Source organism: Micromonospora sp. NPDC047644 (assembly GCF_040704315.1).
GTDB lineage: Bacteria > Actinomycetota > Actinomycetes > Mycobacteriales > Micromonosporaceae > Micromonospora.
Genome location: NZ_JBEYSY010000001.1, coordinates 482,818 through 499,244, shown reverse-complemented (window position 1 = coordinate 499,244; position 16,427 = coordinate 482,818). Strand labels below are relative to the sequence as shown.

Genomic DNA, 16,427 nt, shown 5'->3' with positions numbered 1-16,427 from the left:
ATCAATGTTGATATGACCATGTGACAGGTGGTGAAGTGTCCTTCACCGAGCGGGATCTCCCGCCCATCGAGGAGGTAGTCCATGGCCCTCCGCACGCCCATCCCCCTCCGCCGTGCCCTGGTGCTCGCTGTCGTCACCGGGCTGGGCATCGTCACCGTCGCCGCCGGCCCGGTCGCCGCCCGACCGGCACCGGACCGCACCGCTGAGCAGGCCGCCGCCGGCTACCGGGTGCTCGGGCCCCGGACCCTCGCCGACCGCAACGCGGTGGCTCGCACCGGAGCCGCCATCGACTACTCCGAACACGGCGTGCTGCACATCTCGGCCACCGCGGCCGAGGCCGCCGCGATCGGCAAGCTCGGCTTCCGGCTGGAACCGCTCGCCCCGCCACCCAACGCCGAGCGCGGCGCCGGCGACTTCGGCGCGCTGGCCTTCCCGCCGGCCGACTCGAACTACCACGACTACGCGGAACTGACCGCCGTCGTGAACCAGGTCGTCGCCGACCACCCGGCGATCGCCCGCAAGATCAGCATCGGTTCGTCGTACGAGGGCCGCGACCTGATGGCCGTGAAGATCTCCGACAACGTCGGCACCGACGAGAACGAGCCGGAGATCCTGTTCAACTCCCAGCAGCACGCCCGTGAGCACCTGACCGTCGAGATGGCGATCTACCTGCTCAACCTCTTCACCGACAGCTACGGCAGCGACTCCCGGATCACCAACATCGTCAACGGTCGGGAGCTCTGGATCGTGCCGACCGTCAACCCGGACGGCAGCGAGTACGACATCGCCACCGGGTCGTACCGGTCCTGGCGCAAGAACCGGCAACCCAACAGCGGTTCGTCCAACGTCGGCACCGACCTGAACCGCAACTGGTCCTACAACTGGGGATGCTGCGGCGGCTCGTCCGGCAGCACCTCGTCGGAGACCTACCGTGGGCCCTCGGCGTTCTCCGCGCCCGAGACGCAGGCGCTGCGCAACTTCGTCAACGGCCGGGTCGTCGGCGGTGTGCAGCAGATCAAGGCCAACATCGACTTCCACACGTACTCGCAGTTGGTGCTCTGGCCGTACGGCTACACGACGGCGAACACCGCGACCGGGATGAACGCCGATCAGTACAACACCTTCGCCACCATCGGCCAGCAGATGGCGGCCACCAACGGCTACACCCCGGAACAGTCCAGCGACCTCTACATCACCGACGGAGACAGCCTCGACTGGATGTGGGCGACCCACAACATCTGGGCTTACACCTTCGAGATGTACCCGGGCTCGGCCAGCGGCGGCGGCTTCTACCCGCCCGACGAGGTGATCCCGGCGCAGACCTCGCGCAACCGGGAGGCGGTGCTGATCCTCAGCGAGTACGCCGACTGCCCGTACCGGGCCATCGGCAAGCAGGCGCAGTACTGCGGCGGCGGTGGCGGCACCACCGTCTGGTCGGACACCTTCGAGACCGCCACCGGCTGGACCATCAACCCGTCCGGCACCGACACCGCCACCCTCGGCGCGTTCGAGCGGGGCGCCGCCCAGGCGACCACGTCCTCCGGGGCCAAGCAACTCACCCCGTACGCCGGGTCCAACGACCTGGTCACCGGCCGGCTCGCCGGCTCGGCGGCCGGTGACTACGACGTGGACGGCGGAGTGACCAGTGCCCGGTCGCCGGCGGTGACCCTGCCGTCGTCCGGCACGCTGACCCTCTCCCTCGCCTGGTACCTGGCGCATGGCTCGAACGCCTCGTCGGCGGACTACCTGCGGGTGAGCGTGGTGCACAACGGCGGCACCACAGCGCTGCTCACCCAGGCCGGCGCGGCCAGTAACCGTAACGGGAGCTGGGCCGTGGCCAACCTCAACCTGACCCCGTACGCCGGCCAGTCGGTGCGCATCCTGGTCGAGGCGGCGGACGCGTCCGGAGCAAGCCTGGTGGAGGCGGCTGTGGACAACGTCACCATCACGTCCTCCTGATCGGGTGGGGCCCCGTCCCGCCCCGGCGGGGCCCCACCACCCGCTCCTGCGCCTCCAGATCCGGGACAAACCCCTCGTGCGACGGGGCTGCGCGATCGAGCCACGCCGATCGGCCCTTGATCGATCCGGCACGTCCTGGCGGTGCGCTACCGTCTTAGCGACCAGTCCGCAGCGAAGCCGGTGCTCATCCCGGCGCTGTCCCGCAACTGTGATGCCCCACCGGCAGGTGGGGACGAGCCAGGTCGCCTACGGATCGGTCGCGAAACGCGCTCTCGAGGAAGGGCGCCTCGTGGGCGGGCGCACGAAAGTCCCTGTCGGCGAAGCACCACACTCCTCGACCGACAGGAGGCCCCCATGAACAGACCTACCCCTCGGATCTTCGCGGCGACCCTCGCGGTCGCCGCGCTCGCCCTCGGCGCGTGCGCCGAGAAGGCCGACGACAAGCCGAGCGCCGGCACCGCTGCCGCCGCCTACCCGGTCACGGTCGGCGCGCTCACCCTCGACAAGCGCCCCGAAAAGATCGTCGTGTTGTCGCCCACCGCCACCGAGATGCTCTTCGCGATCGGTGCCGGCCCGCAGGTGACCGCCGTCGACGACCAGTCGAACTACCCGGCCGACGCGCCCAAGACCGACCTCTCCGCCTTCCAGCCGAACGCCGAGGCGATCGCCGGCAAGAACCCCGACCTGGTGGTGCTCTCCGACGACCGCAACAAGATCGTCGAGCAGCTCGGCAAGCTGAAGATTCCGGTGTACCAGACCCCGGCGGCGGTCTCGCTCGACGACTCGTACCGGCAGATCACCGAACTGGGCACGCTGACCGGTCACGCCGACCAGGCCACCGACGTCACCACCCGGATGAAGGACGACATCGCCAAGCTGGTCAAGGACCTGCCGCAGCGCACCGAGAAGCTCACGTACTTCCACGAGCTGGGCCCGGAGCTCTACAGCGCCACCAGCAAGACCTTCATCGGCTCGCTCTACAGCCAGGCCGGCCTGACCAACATCGCCGACCCGGCCGACGCGGACGGTAAGAACTTCGGCTACCCGCAGCTGTCCCAGGAGATCATCGTCAAGGCCGACCCGGACTTCGTCTTCCTGGCCGACGCCAAGTGCTGCCAACAGAGCGCCGACACGGTCAAGGCGCGCAGTGGCTGGGCGGGCCTCACCGCAGTGAAGAACAACCAGGTCGTCGCCCTCGACGACGACATCGCCTCCCGCTGGGGCCCACGGGTCGTGGACCTGCTCCGGGTCATCATCGACGCGGTCGCCAAGGTGCCCGCGTGACCGTCGTCCGTCGGTGACCGGGTCGCGCCAGGTGTCCGATCCGGCACCAACCGGTCGGTCGACCGAGCCGCCGCCGTCATCCCCGCGGGCCGAGCCACGTTCTTCGGCCCGGCCCGCCGGGCTGCCGTCCGGGGCCCGGCCCGCCGGGCTGCGCATGCGGTGGCTGGTCGCGGGCCTGGTAGCGGTGCTCGTCGCGCTCGTCGTCGGGGTGTCACTCGGCCCGGTGAGCCTGCCCCCGGGCAGCGTCGCCGCCGAGCTGCTCAACCTGTTTCCCGGGGTGCACCTCGACAGCGGGCTGACCGAACGTGAGATCGCCATCGTCACCGAGCTGCGCCTGCCCCGGGTGGTGCTGGGCCTGCTCGTCGGCGGTCTGCTCGCCCTCGCCGGTGGTTGCTACCAGGGCGTGTTCCGCAACCCGCTGGCCGACCCGTACCTGCTCGGTGTGGCCGCCGGCGCCGGCCTCGCGGTCACCGCGGCGATCGCCCTCGGCGGTGCCGGCCGGCAGGGCACGCTCTCCGGGTTGCCGATGACCATTCCGCTGGCCGCGTTCGCCGGTTCACTGCTCGCCGTCACGATGACCTACGTGCTCGGCGCGGCCGGTGGACGACGCGGGTCGCCGGCCATGCTGATCCTGGCCGGGGTGGCGGTCTCCGCGTTCCTCTCCGCCGGGCAGACGTACCTCCTGCAACGCAACGCCGACAGCATCCAGCCGGTGTACTCCTGGTTGCTCGGCCGGCTCGCCACCGCCGGTTGGCACGACGTGCTGCTGGTGCTGCCGTACGCCGCGCTGACCACCGTGGTGGTGCTGCTGCACCGCCGCGAGCTGGACGTCCTCGCGGTCGGCGACGACGAGGCGAGGAGTCTGGGCCTGCACCCGCAGCGCACCCGATACCTGTTGATCGCCGCCGCCTCGCTGGGCACCGCCGCGGCGGTCTCCGCGACCGGCCTGATCGGCTTCGTCGGCATCATCGTGCCGCACACCGTCCGGCTGCTCGCCGGGTCCAGCTACCGGGTGATCCTGCCGATGTCACTGCTGTTCGGCGGCGCGTTCCTGGCGCTGACCGACGTGGTGGCCCGCACCGCCGCCGCGCCGTCCGAGCTGCCCATCGGAGTGGTGACCGCCCTGCTGGGCGGCCCGTTCTTCGTCCTCGTGCTGCGGACCGCCCGACGGGCGCTCACGTGAGCCGCGAATCCGCCGCCGACACACCGGCCGTCGAGGTGCGCGGGCTGCACGTCGCCCTCGGTGGCACGCCGATCCTGACCGGCGTCGACCTCACCGTCGCCGTCGGCGAGTGGGTCACCGTGATCGGCCCGAACGGCGCCGGCAAGTCCACCCTGTTGCGCGCCGTCGGCGGCCTGCTGGCCGCGCCGAAGGCGATCACTCTCTTCGGTACGCCGAGCGCCGCGCTGCGCCGTCGGGACCGCGCCCGGATAGTGGCCACGGTGGCGCAGTCCCCGGTGGTGCCGCCCGGCATGTCGGTGCTGGACTACGTGCTGCTCGGCCGCACCCCGTACATCCCGGCCCTGGGCCGCGAGTCGACAGCCGACGTCGACGCCGTGCACGAGGTGCTCAGGCGGTTGGACCTCGCCGGCTTCCACCGTCGCGAACTGGCCACCCTCTCCGGCGGCGAACGGCAGCGGGTGTTCCTGGCCCGCGCGCTCGCCCAGGGCGCGACGTTGCTGCTGCTCGACGAGCCGACCAGCGCGCTCGACATCGGCCACCAGCAGGACGTGCTCGAAGTCGTCGACCAGCTGCGCCGGGAGCACGGCCTGACCGTCCTGGCCACGATGCACGACCTCTCCCTGGCCGGGGAGTACGCCGACCGGATGGTGATGCTCGCCGCCGGTCAGGTGGTGGCCGCCGGAAGTCCGACCGAGGTGCTGACCGAGGAGCTGCTGGCCACCCACTACCGGGCCAGCGTCCGGGTGGTCCCCGGCGCCCACGGCCCGCTGGTCGTCCCCGTCCGCCCCGCCCGCCCCTGAGCACGCGGACGCTGGGTCAGGGGCCCAGGTCGATGACGGAGAAGAGGGCGCCCTGGGGGTCGCGGAGGGCGGCGAAGCGGCCCGCCGGGATGTCGCGGGGCGGGACCAGGATCGTTCCGCCCAGCTCGGCGGCGCGGGCCGCGGCGGCATCCGCGTCGGCCACCGCGAAGTACACCGTCCAGTACGCGGGCAGGTCGGCCGGGAAGTCGTCGGCCAGCGGCGGCATCATCCCGGCGACGATCTGCGTTCCGAGCCGCCACCCGGTGTACGTCATCGCGCCCACCGCCTGGTCGTCGGGCTGCCAGCCGAACACCAGCTCGTAGAAGACCTTCGCGCCCTCGGGATCGGGGGTGACCAGTTCGTTCCAGCTCATCGCGCCCGGCACGTTGAACACCTCGGCACCGGCCATGGTCAGTGGCTGCCAGACGCTGAACGTGGCACCGGCCGGGTCGGCGAAGACCGCCATCCAGCCCCTGTCGAAGACCTCGAACGGTGGTACGACAACCTGCCCGCCGGCCCGTTCGACCCGGCCGGCGACCAGCTCGGCGTCGTCGGTGGCGAGGTAGGTCGACCAGATCGGGATCTGGTCCGGAATCGCGGGCGGGCCGGCGCCGGCCACCGGCTTGCCGTCGAGCAGGAAGACCGTGTAACCGCCCGCCTCGGGTTCCGGCGTGACCCGGCCGGTCCAACCGAACAGCTCCGGGTAGAAACGCCGCGCGTCGGTCAGGTCCGGGGTGGCCAGGTCGGCCCAGCAGGGCGTACCCGGCGGGACGGTGCTCACGTCACGACCCCTCTCGACCCGGCGGCCCATGCGGCCCCCTGCCGGAATCCTGGCACCGTCCCGCCGCGGCCCGGGGTGGAAACGGACGAATCGTCAGCTGAACCGGCGACCCTCGTCCCGTCGGTACGCCCAGCCGGCGAGCGCGGCGAGCAGCACCACCCAGACACCGAGCATGATCAGCGCCAGCGGTTGGGCGCGGTAGTCGCTGACCGCCGCCCACATCAGCTCCGCCGCGCCCCGGGTGGGCAGGAACGGGGCGATCGTCTCGATGAACCCGGGCGCGTCGCCCGGCGCGGAGAGCAGTCCGCCGCCGAACGCCAGCGGCAGGAAGACGATCTGCGCGACGACGATCGCCGCCTTGCTCGGCAGCGAGTAGCCGATGGCCAGGCCCATCAGCGTGAACGGCACCGAGATGACGGCCACGGTGCCCATGGCCAGCAGGAATGCCATCGGGGTGACCTCGGCTGCGGTCAGCGTCGCACCGATCACCACGACCGGGATCAGCGAGAGGTACGTCAGTGCCAGGCCGGCCAGCACCCGGCCCGCGAACCGGGGCGCCGGTCCAGCCGGCAGGGTCCGGGTGTACGGGTTCCACGGCTGGTCGCGGTCCTCGGCGACGCCGACGCCGTACTGGAAGATGTTGGCGCTCATCACCGAGAAGGTGACCATCGACGCGGTGGCGAGGGTGGCGCCGACCGAGTCGTCCCCGGCGAACGGCACCACAAAGAAGATCATGGCGGCGGCCGGGAAGAAGGCGCTCCCGACGATCGCCACCGGAATCCGGATGATCTCCAGGAGTTGGTATCGGGCGTGGACCAGGGCCAGTTGCACGGCGGCCTCCTCAGACGGTGGTGGGTCGGCCGCCGGGAACGGCGGTGGCGGGTCGGTCAGCGGCGGTGGTCTGCTCCGGGGTGGACCCGTCCCCGCTGGTGATGGCGAGGAACGCCTCCTCCAGCGAGGTCGGTCGTACCTCCAGGTCGGTGAAGGCAGTTCCGGCCGTGACCAGCGCTCGAACCAGTTCGTCGGCGTCGGTGGTGAGCAGGTGCAGGCGACCGTCGACCCGTTCGGTGCGCACCACCCCCGGCAGGTCGGGCAGGTGGTCGGCGACGAGGCTGACCCGGCGTACGCCGACGATGCCGCGCACCGCGCCCACCGTGTCGTCGGCGAGCACCCGGCCCTGCCCGATCACCACCACCCGGTGGGCCAGCGCCTCCACCTCCTCCAGGTAGTGGCTGCTCAGCAGCACGGTGCCGCCGTCGGAGTGGAACGCGCGGATCGCCTCCCACAGGGTGTGCCGGGCGGCCACGTCCAGGCCGGTGGTCGGCTCGTCGAGGAGCACCAACCGGGGTCGGCCGACGAACGCCAACGCCACCGCCAGTCGACGGCGCTGCCCCCCGGAGAGCCCACCGGTCTGCCTCCGGGTGAGGTCGCCCAGGCCGAACTGGTCGAGCAGTTCGCCGCGGGGCACCGGGTCCGGGTAGTGCGCGGAGACGAAGTCGACGACCTCGCCGACACGCAGCGTGCCCGGAAGGCCGGTCTCCTGGGGGGTGACCCCGACCTGTCGTCGGCTCGCCGGGTCGCGGGGGTCGCCGCCGAACAGCTCGACCCGCCCCGAGCTGGGGCGACGTAGGCCGACGAACAGGTTCATCAGGGTGCTCTTGCCGGCGCCGTTCGGCCCGAGCAGGCCGACCAGCTCACCGGCTCGGACTTCCAGGTCGACACGGTCGAGTGCGAGGACGTCGCCGTACCGGCGGCTGGCCTGGTCGGCGCGGGCGAGGGTCATGGCTGCTCCTTCGACGGGGTGGGGTCGAGCAGGGCGCGGATCGCTTCGGTGTACTCCTCGAACGCCAGCCGACCTCGTCGGCTGAGCCCGACCAGGGTCGCCGGGGTGCGTCCACGATGGGTCTTGCTGATCTCCACGTAGCCGGCGTCCTCGAGTTTGCGCAGGTGCACCGATAGGTTGCCGGCGGTCATCGCGAGCAGCTCCTGTAGGCGGGGGAACGCGATCTTGTCGCCGACGTTGAGAGCGGAGAGGCTGGCGACGACCCGCAGCCGGGCCTGCGCGTGGATGACCGGATCCAGCTCGGTCACGGCTGCTGTCGCTGTCGCTGTCGTCGCCGGGCGAGCGCGCCGGCCACCAGTATTCCGCCGCCGCCGGCCAACGCCACGACGAGCGGGTGCCAGCCCGGCCCGGCGAACGCCCCGACCAGGTTGATCACGCTGATCCAGACGCCCAGCCGGAACAGGTCCTGGTCCAGCCAGATCGCCCCGCCGGCCATGTGCAGCGCACCGGTCAGCCCGACGGCGGTCGCCGACCAGAGCAGCGCCGCCAGGTCGTGTGGCAGGTGCTCGGAGATCCGGCCCAGCCCCGCGTAGACGCTCACCGTTCCGAGGGCCCAGGCGTACCCGTACCACTTGCCCCGCCGGGCGGAGTCGCCGCTCACCTGGCCGTAGGCCCGCACGCTGACCACCGCCTGGGTCGCTCCGGCACTCGCGAGCAGTACGAAGAGGACGGTCAGCGGCAGCCAGCTCGGTAGTGCGACCAGCGCCCGGTCACTCGGGGGGAACCGCAGGAAGAACAGCCCGAAGCCGACCAGCCAGGCGACACCCCACGGCCAGTAGAGCAGGCGGGCGTCGGGGTCGAGCTGGCGTGCCGTCGCGGACCGCTGGTCCTGGATCAGCCGGAGCGCCGCCGCGGCGTCAGAGGGTGGTGAGTCATCGTCGAGGTCCACGCAAACTACTTTAAGACACAAAGTCGAGCGGGGTGACCCCGTCATCACCGACGGGACCCCCGATCCCGGCGAGCATTGCCTATGGTGGTTCAGTCGTGACGACTGATCCGTCGAACAGGCCACAGGGGAGGGTCCGTGTCAAGCCCGAGCAATGAGCTGGAGGTCCAGCCGGAGGCTCTGACGGCGTTCGCCGCCGGGTCCAGGGATCGGGCGGCCCGTTTCCGCGAACTGCACCGCGCCTTCGGCGACGGGCACGTGCCGCGGCACGCCTTCGGGGTGATGCCGGCGTCCTTCAACCTCGCGGCGGCGTACGCCGAGCAGTTCGAGGCGTGCCTTCAAGGGCTGGCCGACGGGGCCGAGATGATGGCCGACATCGCCGAGGGGCTCGACGACACCGCCGCCGCCTACACCGGCACCGACGTGGCCAACACCGACCTCTTCGTGCCTGGCCGACCGCCCGCTCCCGACCTCATCGCGCCCGGCCCCTGGTCGGGTGGCACCGGCGCTCCGACCGGTCCGGTGCCGGCATGAGCACCGAGGCGTTGCAGCGCAACAAGACCTACTTCGAGCAGATCGTCTCGGGCACGCCCGACCCCTTCAAGCCGCTGTCCAACGCGGTGCTCTGGCCCTTCGAGCAGCTGCTGGAGCTGGTCGCCGGGGAACCCGACGACCTGATGCGGGCCGCGCAGCTCTGCCTGGACACCGGGGCGGCGGTACGGGAGATCGCCGGTGACCAGATCGCCGACCGGGCCCGGTTGCGTGGCGCCTGGACGGGCGACGCCGCCGACAGCTTCCACGCCTCGATGGAGTCGGTGGAAGCGGCGATCGAGAAGTTGGCCCAGGGGCTCGACGGCACCAAGGACGTGCTGGTCGAGGCGGCGAACGCGGCGGTGGACGCGTTCAATCTGCTGGTCGAGCTGATCCTCGAGTTCCTGCTCTGGTTCCTCACCGAGGTGATCATCGCGGCGGTGGCCGCGGCGCTGAGCGCCGGCGTCTCGTTGGCCGCCACGGTGGTCCGGGTGCTGGCCCGGCTGGCCACCACGGTGGGTCGGATGGTCAAGATCGTCGCACGGTTCGCCGAGGTGCTCACCCGCCTCGCCGCCCGGCTGGGCAAGGTCGCCGGGCAGCTCCGCGAGTACGCGGACACCGTCATGGAGATCAAGAAGCGAAAGAAGCAGTACAAGCTGCTCAGCAAGGGCGGCTGGACGGCCGAGGGGCGGGCCTTCCAGGTGGAAAAGTTCAAGACCCTCTTCCCGGGCAAGTTCGTCATCAACCAGGTCTCGCCGGTCAACATCCCCGGGTTCGGCGGCGCCCTGCTGGACACCGGCGTGGGCCTGCACGACATCTCCGACGGGCAGAAGGACCGCAACTACCTGGTGGACGGCACGTACAGCGAGGACCTGGGCCCGTACACAGCGGGTGTGCAGAATGTCTTCGACTCCATCGTGAACTGAGAGGCAGCCATGACCTTCCCCGCCCTGGACCGCATCGAGGCGCTGGCTCGCAACCTCGACGGATGGCAGCGGCAACTCGCCGACCGGATGGCGGAGCTGGAGCAGACCAGCGCCGAGGGTGTGAGTGACTCCGGTCTGGTGCGGGTCACCGCCGCGGCCGACGGCAAGATCCTCTCTTCGGAGCTGAACGCCCGGGCCATGCGACTGGACTCCTACAGCCTGGCCGAGGAGTTCACCGCGGCCGCCAACCGGGCACAGGAGGCCGCCGCGGCCCGCGTCCGCGAGTTGGTCGGGGAGGTCATCGGCGACCCGGGCGCCGGCCCGCGCCGGTCCGCCGACCACGAGGGACGCTGATGACGATCGACGGGAGTCAGGCACGCTACGTCGAGGGGGTCACCCGACTGCTGGCGGCCGGGGAGCAGGTGCGCGCGGTGGCCCAGGTGCGAGCGGGCGGCGGGCTGACGCCCGCGCCTCCCTCGCAGCCGTCGGCCCCACCCGCCACGGGTGGGCCGGGCTTCCTGGGTGTCCTGCTCAACGTCCTCTCACCGAACATCACCTTCGGTCGGGCGGACAACGCCGTCGACTGGCTCTTCTTCGGTGTCGGAGGTCGAGGCGAGCCAGACTCTCAAGCATCAGTGCTGCACCACGCCCTGACCGAGGCGGCGAAGGGCAGCGGCCTCCGGACCCTCGTGCTGGGGGTCACCGACCAGCGGCTGCTGCTCGGCGCGACAGCACCCGTCGGCCTGCTCTCCAGCTCCGCAGCGGACGAACAGGCGCAGACCGACATCGAACTGCTCGGGTCCGTCCCACGCACGACCGTCGCCGCCCGGGTCGGCAGGTACCGGTTGAACTGGAAGCGGCTGCGTCTCGACTTCGCCGACGGGTCGTGGCTGTCGTTCCACGTGCCGCTGGCCGACTCCAGCCGCCCGCTGCGCGAGGTCGCGGCAGCCCTGTCAGCCGGCTGAGCCCTCGACCAGCGGGGCGGGCAGCGGCGCGACGTGCAGCACCGCCAGCCGGGACACCGCCCGGGTGAGCACCACGTACAACCGGTGCAGCCCACGCGGCTCGGCCGCGACGATCGCGGCCGGCTCGACCACCACGACGTGGTCGTACTCCAGGCCCTTGACCAGCGTCGCCGGCACCACTGTGACGCGCTCTGCGGCCGCCACGTCGTCGGCGGTCGCGGTCTCGACACCGGCCTCGGCCAGCGCCGCGCGCAGGCCGTCGACCTCGTCGTCCGCGGCGATCACCCCGACCGATCCGTCGTGCGCGAGCGCCGCGCGCACCTCGGCCACCGTCGCCGAGGTCAGGTCGGTCACCGTACGCACGTCCAGGCCGCCGTCGTGGCGCAGCGACTCAGCCGGCGGTACGTCCACCGCGAGCGCCGGGAGCAGCAGGTTCGCGAACGCGACGACTGCGGCGGGCACCCGGAAACCGACGGTCAACGGGACCACCACCGCGTCCGGCTTGCCCAGATGGGCGAGGGACTCCCGCCAATCCGTCGCCGCCCACGGCGCGGTGCCCTGGGCGAGGTCACCGAGGAGCGTGACCGAGCCGTGCTCACTGCGCCGAGCGATGGCCCGACACTGCATGGGGGAGAGGTCCTGCGCCTCGTCCACCACCACGTGCCCGAACCCGGGGAGCCGTTCCAGCAGCCCGGTCGCCTCGTCGATCAGCACCGCGTCGGCGGCGGTCCAACGGGTCGCCTTCGGCGTGCGGGCCGGCTTCACCCAGGTCAACTGCGCCTGCTCAGCGTCGCTGAGCAGGCCGTCCGCGGCGGCGGCGAGCCGGTCCGGATCGGAGAACAGGCTGTGCACCAGCCCCTCCGGGGTGAGCGACGGCCAGACCGCGTCCAGGAAGTCGAGCACCGGGCGGCAGCGGCTCATCCGGCGCAGCCAGGCGTCGCTGGGCGACTCCGCACGCCGCGCCTCGGCCTGCCGTTGCAGCAGACTCACCACCCGCGCCTGGACACGTTCCCGACCCGTGCCGTACGGCAGCCCCTCCCGGCGGGTCTCCTCGACGATCCGGTGCAGCGGCTCCACCCCGATCCGCCAGCGGAACGAGCCGTCCGACACGGTGATCGACTCGGTCGGAGTGCCGATCCGCGCCTGCACGGCACGTCGCAGCACGCTCGCCATCCGTACGTCGTGTTTGAGCGCGGCCACCGCCGGTGCCTCGACCGCCCGAACCGCCACCCGGGAGATCAACTCCTCCACCGTGGCCTGCTCCACCTCGACCTCACCGAGTGCCGGCAGCACCGCCGCGATGTACGACAGGAACGCCCGGTTCGGCCCGACGATCAACACACCCGCCCGCCGCAACCGCTCCCGATGCAGGTAGAGCAGGTACGCGGCCCGGTGCAGACCCACAGCCGTCTTTCCCGTACCCGGCGCGCCCTGCACACAGATCGAGTCGGCGAGATCAGCCCGAACCAGCTCGTCCTGCTCCGGCTGGATCGTGGCGACGATGTCCCGCATCGGCCCGACACGTGGACGCTCAATCTCGGCGGTCAGGATCCGACTGCTCGTACCGAGCTCCTCACCCCGATCCAGCCGCTCATCCTCGAAACTGGTCAGCACACCATTGCTGAACCCGAACCGTCGCCGAACCGCCACCCCCTGCGGATCCCGCACACTGGCCCGGTAGAACGACCGGGAGACCGGTGCCCGCCAGTCCAGCACCAACGGTTCACCGCGCTCATCGGTGACATGCCGCCGCCCCACGTGATACCGCCGCCCGTGATGATCACCGCTGGCGTCAGGCGCGGTCGGCTCGCTGCCGGACCTGCCGGCGGTGGTCCGGTTGTCGGTGGGTGTGTTGCCTGTGGCCGTGTTGCCTGTGGTGCTGCCCTCGACGGTCCGGTTGTTCGTGGTGCTGCTGCCCTCGACGGTTCGGTTGTTCGTGGTCCTGCTGTCCGTGGTGGTGCTGCCTCCGGCGGTCCGGTTGTCGGTGGCGCTGTTGGTCGTGGCGCTGTTGTTCGTGGCGCTGTTGTCAGGGGCATCGGCGGTGCTGTTGTCAGGGGCGCCGGCGAAGTCGAGGCGGCCGAAGAAGAGCGGAGTGGTCGGGTCGTCGGCCAGTTCGGCGACCCGGCGGGCCAGGGTGCGGCCGAGCGTCTCGGCCGCGTACGCGTCGCCAGCCACCTGGTCACCGGTGGCGAAGAGAGACTCGGCCCGCTCCCGCATCCGAGCCAGTGCCGCCCGCGAGGTGCTGAGGTGGGCGCGTTCGGCGGCCAGGTCCGCGTCGAGGTCGGTGTCGGTGTCGGTGTCGGGGTTGGTGTCGGCCTCAGTGTTGGTGTCGGCGTCGAGCTCAGTGTTGGTGTCGGCGTCGGCCTCAGTGTTGGTGTCGGCGTCGGTGTCGAGATGAAGTGCGGGCATGCTGACGTCCCATCGTTCACATCTGCTGCGCGCTCGCGTGTCCGGGGGCGGATGGCCGGCCGCCCGGCGCGAAGACGTCCGTTCCGGTGCAGCTCACCTCGGCCGTCAAGCGGCCTGCAACCCTACGCCTCCCACCCCGCCGCAGCCATCGAATTACCGACGCGACCACCCGTCCGAGACGGCGTGTCGCCCGGCCGGCTGTCGCTGGGAGATCACGCCCGCTCCGCCTCCTCATGCCGCGAGCGCCGCGACTTCAGAGATCGACTCGACTCGGCCTTCAGGGGGCCGCGGTGCCCGGCCCCGGTGCGATGCCCCGGTCTCCAGCAAGTCGAGTCGCGATCAGCGGGGGAGACGCGGCTCGTGACGGCAGGGAACCGCAGGGTTGTCGCGGTCGCGGCCGCGGCCGCAGGCGCGGGCGGTGGCGGTGGCGGTGGCAAGGTGCGGCTATGAGTCGGGGTTGCCGGTGGCGGTGGCCGGTAGTGGTGGCAAGGTGCGGCTGTCCGTCGCGGTTGCCGGTCGGGGTTGCCGCTCGGGGTGGCCGGTGGCGGCGGCGGTGGCGGTGGCAAGGTGCGGCTGTCCGTCGCGGTTGCCGCTCGGGGTGGCCGGTAGTGGTGGCAGGGTGCGGCTGTCAGTCGGGTTGCCGGTCGGGGTGGCCGGTGGCAGTGGCGAGGCCTGGCTGTCCGTCGGTCGCGGTTGCCGACCGCGGTGGCAGGGCGCGCCTTGGCGGTCGCCGGTCGAGGTGGCCAGGCGCAGTCGTGAGCGGAGTGGGCGTTGTTGGCCGCATCAGCAGCGCAGATGGTAAAGGTTGCGACGTGGGGAACGCAGTGGGTCTAGCCAGCTGGGCGGGATGAATTCAGGTCGACCGTCCGCGAGTCGGACCGTCCAGTCACCGCGGTGGATGAGCCGGTGGTGGTAGCCGCACAGCAGCACCGCGTTGCCCAGCGCCGTCTCGCCACCGTCGGCCCAGTGTCGGATGTGGTGGCCGTCGCACCATCTCGGCGGGCGATCACAACCAGGAAAGGCGCAACCGCCGTCCCTCAGGACCAGCGCGCGCCGCAACGGGCCGGTGAAGAGTCGGCGCTGGCGGCCGATGTCCAGGACCTGACTGTTGCCGTTCAGCACGACTGGCAGCACACCGGCATCGCAGGCCAGGCGGCGGACCGCACCGGGGGTGAGGTGTGTGCCGGTCTCCAGTGTCCCGGCGCGTACGCCGTTGAGTAGTTCCTCCAGCGGAACGGTCACCACCAGTTGAGGCCGGTCACCGCCGTTGTCGGGCAGCTGACCGGTGCGTAGAGCCAGTCGGCAGATCTCGCCCAACGCATCGGCGCGGCGCTGACCAGGACTGCGGTCATCGTGCTCACCGGACGGCGCGCAGAGCGGATCGATCGCCTCGCGCAGCAGGCTCGCGGTTTCGGTGTCGAGGTTGCCGCTGAGGCGTACCTCGCCGTTTCGTTGTTCGGAGAGCGTGACGTGCCGGCGGGCCTCTGCTCGCTCGGTGGCCCGCTCCAGAGCCTTCAACTCAGCCTGGTCGGCCAACTCCGGGGCGACGTGCGCGAGGACGCGCTCACCGAGCCGGCTCAGGCTGGTCGGATCGAAACGGTCGGCCCAGGCGACCAGTAGTTGGGTGGCCTTGTCCGCCGCCTCGGGGCCTGCTTCGACCGGGAGGGCGGCGATCGTCTCGGCCACCACCCGACCCTGCTCAACCGTCATGGCGCCGCTGAGCAGCGCGGCGCGTACCGCTGGCGGAGCGGCGTCGATGGTGGCGGCGAGCTGGACCAGTTGGCGGGCGCTGCGCCCTGAGAGCCGCAGCCGCTCCCGGAGCCACCCGGCTGTGGACGAGGCGCCCTGAGCGACCGCCACCCCGCGGCCATCCAACTCGCGGACCAGGCCCAACTGGACGGCGGCCAACCGCTGCCCCAACACCTGGGTCGCATCGAGTGAAGCAAGCAACTCGTCATCGGAGAGCGCCCAGAGCGCGGTTTCGGCACAGTCGTCAACTGCCCCGCTCACCTGCGCCAACGCCTCCAACATGGAACCAGAATAGAACTGGTGTACGACATTTTCGGAGTCGTATCGACCAATAAGTGGAAGTGGGCATCGTGGGCTGGCCGCGCCGCTGGGCTGGCCGCGCCGCCAGGCCACGCTCGCCATGCAGGCCACTCCGTCGAGCCGCGCCCGCCGTCGAATCCGGCTGATGGCCGCCGAAGGTGCAGGCGTGGCCGACGGGACGCGGGGGTGATGGCGGGTTGGGGAGGCGGCCGGGATCATGGGTGTATGACCGAGGCCCGCTCCGATTCGCGCCGGATGACGATCAGTGACCCCCAGGTGATGCGGGCGATGGCGCATCCGGCCCGGATCGCGATCATGGAGTACCTGAACAGTCGCGAGAGTGGTGGGACTGCCACCGAGTGTGCCGAGATCGTTGGGCTGTCGCCGAGCGCTACCAGTTACCACCTGCGGGCGCTGGCGAAGTTCGGCCTGGTTGAGCAGGCGCCGAGCCGGGGGGACGCGCGCGAGCGTTTGTGGCGTGTGCCGAGCGTGAGTGTGCTGGTCGAGGCGGGTCGCGATGCCGGGCCTGAGGCGCGTGCGGCCGAGCAGGCGCTGGTGGAGGCGCATGCGGTCCGGGCCATGGAGCGGACTCGGGACTGGTTGCGGCGTGCCGGGGACGAGCCGGCCGAGTGGTACGAGACGGCTCTCTTCACCGACACGCTGGTGCTGCTCACCGCCGAGGAGTTGACCGAGTTGAACGAGGCGGTGATGGCGCTGCTTCGGCCGTATCACCCGCGGCGGCGGCAGGGTGGCGCACCGCCGGGCGCGCGCACGGTCGCGGTGCAGTACCGGACGGTGCCGCTGGCATAGC

16 protein-coding genes are annotated in these 16,427 nt (G+C 71.4%); 9 read left to right on the top strand and 7 right to left on the bottom strand.

Annotated elements, in window-relative coordinates:
* Positions 1–81: 81 nt before the first annotated feature.
* From AB0877_RS02320 to AB0877_RS02305, 4 genes are all read left to right on the top strand, one after another.
* On the top strand, positions 82–1,959 hold the full coding sequence (locus AB0877_RS02320; protein WP_366605864.1) for a M14 family metallopeptidase: 1,878 nt from the start codon (positions 82–84) through the stop codon (positions 1,957–1,959).
* A 354-nt stretch (positions 1,960–2,313) separates the two neighbouring features.
* Positions 2,314–3,243, top strand: a complete 930-nt coding sequence (locus AB0877_RS02315; protein ID WP_366605862.1) for an ABC transporter substrate-binding protein — start codon at positions 2,314–2,316, stop codon at positions 3,241–3,243.
* 154 nt (positions 3,244–3,397) lie between these two features.
* The gene (locus AB0877_RS02310; RefSeq protein WP_366605860.1) at positions 3,398–4,426 is read left to right on the top strand and encodes an iron ABC transporter permease; all 1,029 of its coding nucleotides are present in this window, start codon (positions 3,398–3,400) and stop codon (positions 4,424–4,426) included.
* Positions 4,423–5,226, top strand: coding sequence for an ABC transporter ATP-binding protein (locus AB0877_RS02305; RefSeq protein ID WP_366605858.1), 804 nt, complete (start codon positions 4,423–4,425; stop codon positions 5,224–5,226). The genes AB0877_RS02310 and AB0877_RS02305 overlap by 4 nt, the downstream gene beginning before the upstream one ends.
* Positions 5,227–5,242: 16 nt before the next feature.
* On the opposite strand, the gene AB0877_RS02300 is transcribed toward AB0877_RS02305, so the two are convergent.
* The 5 genes from AB0877_RS02300 to AB0877_RS02280 form a co-directional block, all read right to left on the bottom strand.
* The gene (locus AB0877_RS02300) at positions 5,243–6,007 is read right to left on the bottom strand and encodes a VOC family protein (protein ID WP_357196629.1); all 765 of its coding nucleotides are present in this window, start codon (positions 6,005–6,007) and stop codon (positions 5,243–5,245) included.
* 93 nt (positions 6,008–6,100) lie between these two features.
* The gene (locus AB0877_RS02295; protein WP_366605856.1) at positions 6,101–6,838 is read right to left on the bottom strand and encodes an ABC transporter permease; all 738 of its coding nucleotides are present in this window, start codon (positions 6,836–6,838) and stop codon (positions 6,101–6,103) included.
* A gap of 10 nt (positions 6,839–6,848) precedes the next feature.
* Positions 6,849–7,790: an ABC transporter ATP-binding protein gene (locus AB0877_RS02290; protein ID WP_366605855.1), complete on the bottom strand. Its 942-nt coding sequence runs from the start codon at positions 7,788–7,790 to the stop codon at positions 6,849–6,851.
* Positions 7,787–8,098: a transcriptional regulator gene (locus AB0877_RS02285; RefSeq protein ID WP_366605853.1), complete on the bottom strand. Its 312-nt coding sequence runs from the start codon at positions 8,096–8,098 to the stop codon at positions 7,787–7,789. The genes AB0877_RS02290 and AB0877_RS02285 overlap by 4 nt, the downstream gene beginning before the upstream one ends.
* On the bottom strand, positions 8,095–8,739 hold the full coding sequence (locus tag AB0877_RS02280; RefSeq protein WP_366605851.1) for a transporter: 645 nt from the start codon (positions 8,737–8,739) through the stop codon (positions 8,095–8,097). Before AB0877_RS02280 ends, AB0877_RS02285 begins: the two co-directional genes overlap by 4 nt.
* Before the next feature lie 135 nt (positions 8,740–8,874).
* Here AB0877_RS02280 and AB0877_RS02275 point away from each other — a divergent pair, with 135 nt between their 5' ends.
* Genes AB0877_RS02275 through AB0877_RS02260 form a run of 4 tightly spaced genes read left to right on the top strand, consistent with a single transcriptional unit; the run spans position 8,875 to position 11,158 of the window.
* Positions 8,875–9,270, top strand: a complete 396-nt coding sequence (locus AB0877_RS02275; RefSeq protein ID WP_366605849.1) for a type VII secretion target — start codon at positions 8,875–8,877, stop codon at positions 9,268–9,270.
* Positions 9,267–10,193, top strand: a complete 927-nt coding sequence (locus AB0877_RS02270) for a WXG100 family type VII secretion target (RefSeq protein ID WP_366605847.1) — start codon at positions 9,267–9,269, stop codon at positions 10,191–10,193. Before AB0877_RS02275 ends, AB0877_RS02270 begins: the two co-directional genes overlap by 4 nt.
* Positions 10,194–10,202: 9 nt before the next feature.
* Positions 10,203–10,547: a YbaB/EbfC family nucleoid-associated protein gene (locus tag AB0877_RS02265; RefSeq protein ID WP_366605846.1), complete on the top strand. Its 345-nt coding sequence runs from the start codon at positions 10,203–10,205 to the stop codon at positions 10,545–10,547.
* Positions 10,547–11,158, top strand: a complete 612-nt coding sequence (locus tag AB0877_RS02260) for a hypothetical protein (protein WP_366605844.1) — start codon at positions 10,547–10,549, stop codon at positions 11,156–11,158. The genes AB0877_RS02265 and AB0877_RS02260 overlap by 1 nt, the downstream gene beginning before the upstream one ends.
* Here the strand turns inward: AB0877_RS02260 and AB0877_RS02255 are convergent.
* Complete coding sequence (locus AB0877_RS02255; RefSeq protein ID WP_366605843.1) at positions 11,147–13,567, bottom strand: AAA family ATPase; 2,421 nt, start codon at positions 13,565–13,567, stop codon at positions 11,147–11,149. The genes AB0877_RS02260 and AB0877_RS02255 overlap by 12 nt on opposite strands.
* A gap of 783 nt (positions 13,568–14,350) precedes the next feature.
* Positions 14,351–15,598, bottom strand: a complete 1,248-nt coding sequence (locus tag AB0877_RS02250; protein WP_366605841.1) for a DUF222 domain-containing protein — start codon at positions 15,596–15,598, stop codon at positions 14,351–14,353.
* Between the two features lie 243 nt (positions 15,599–15,841).
* On the opposite strand from AB0877_RS02250, the gene AB0877_RS02245 reads away from it, so the two are divergent.
* Positions 15,842–16,426, top strand: coding sequence for a winged helix-turn-helix domain-containing protein (locus tag AB0877_RS02245; protein ID WP_366605840.1), 585 nt, complete (start codon positions 15,842–15,844; stop codon positions 16,424–16,426).
* Position 16,427 lies beyond the last annotated feature (1 nt).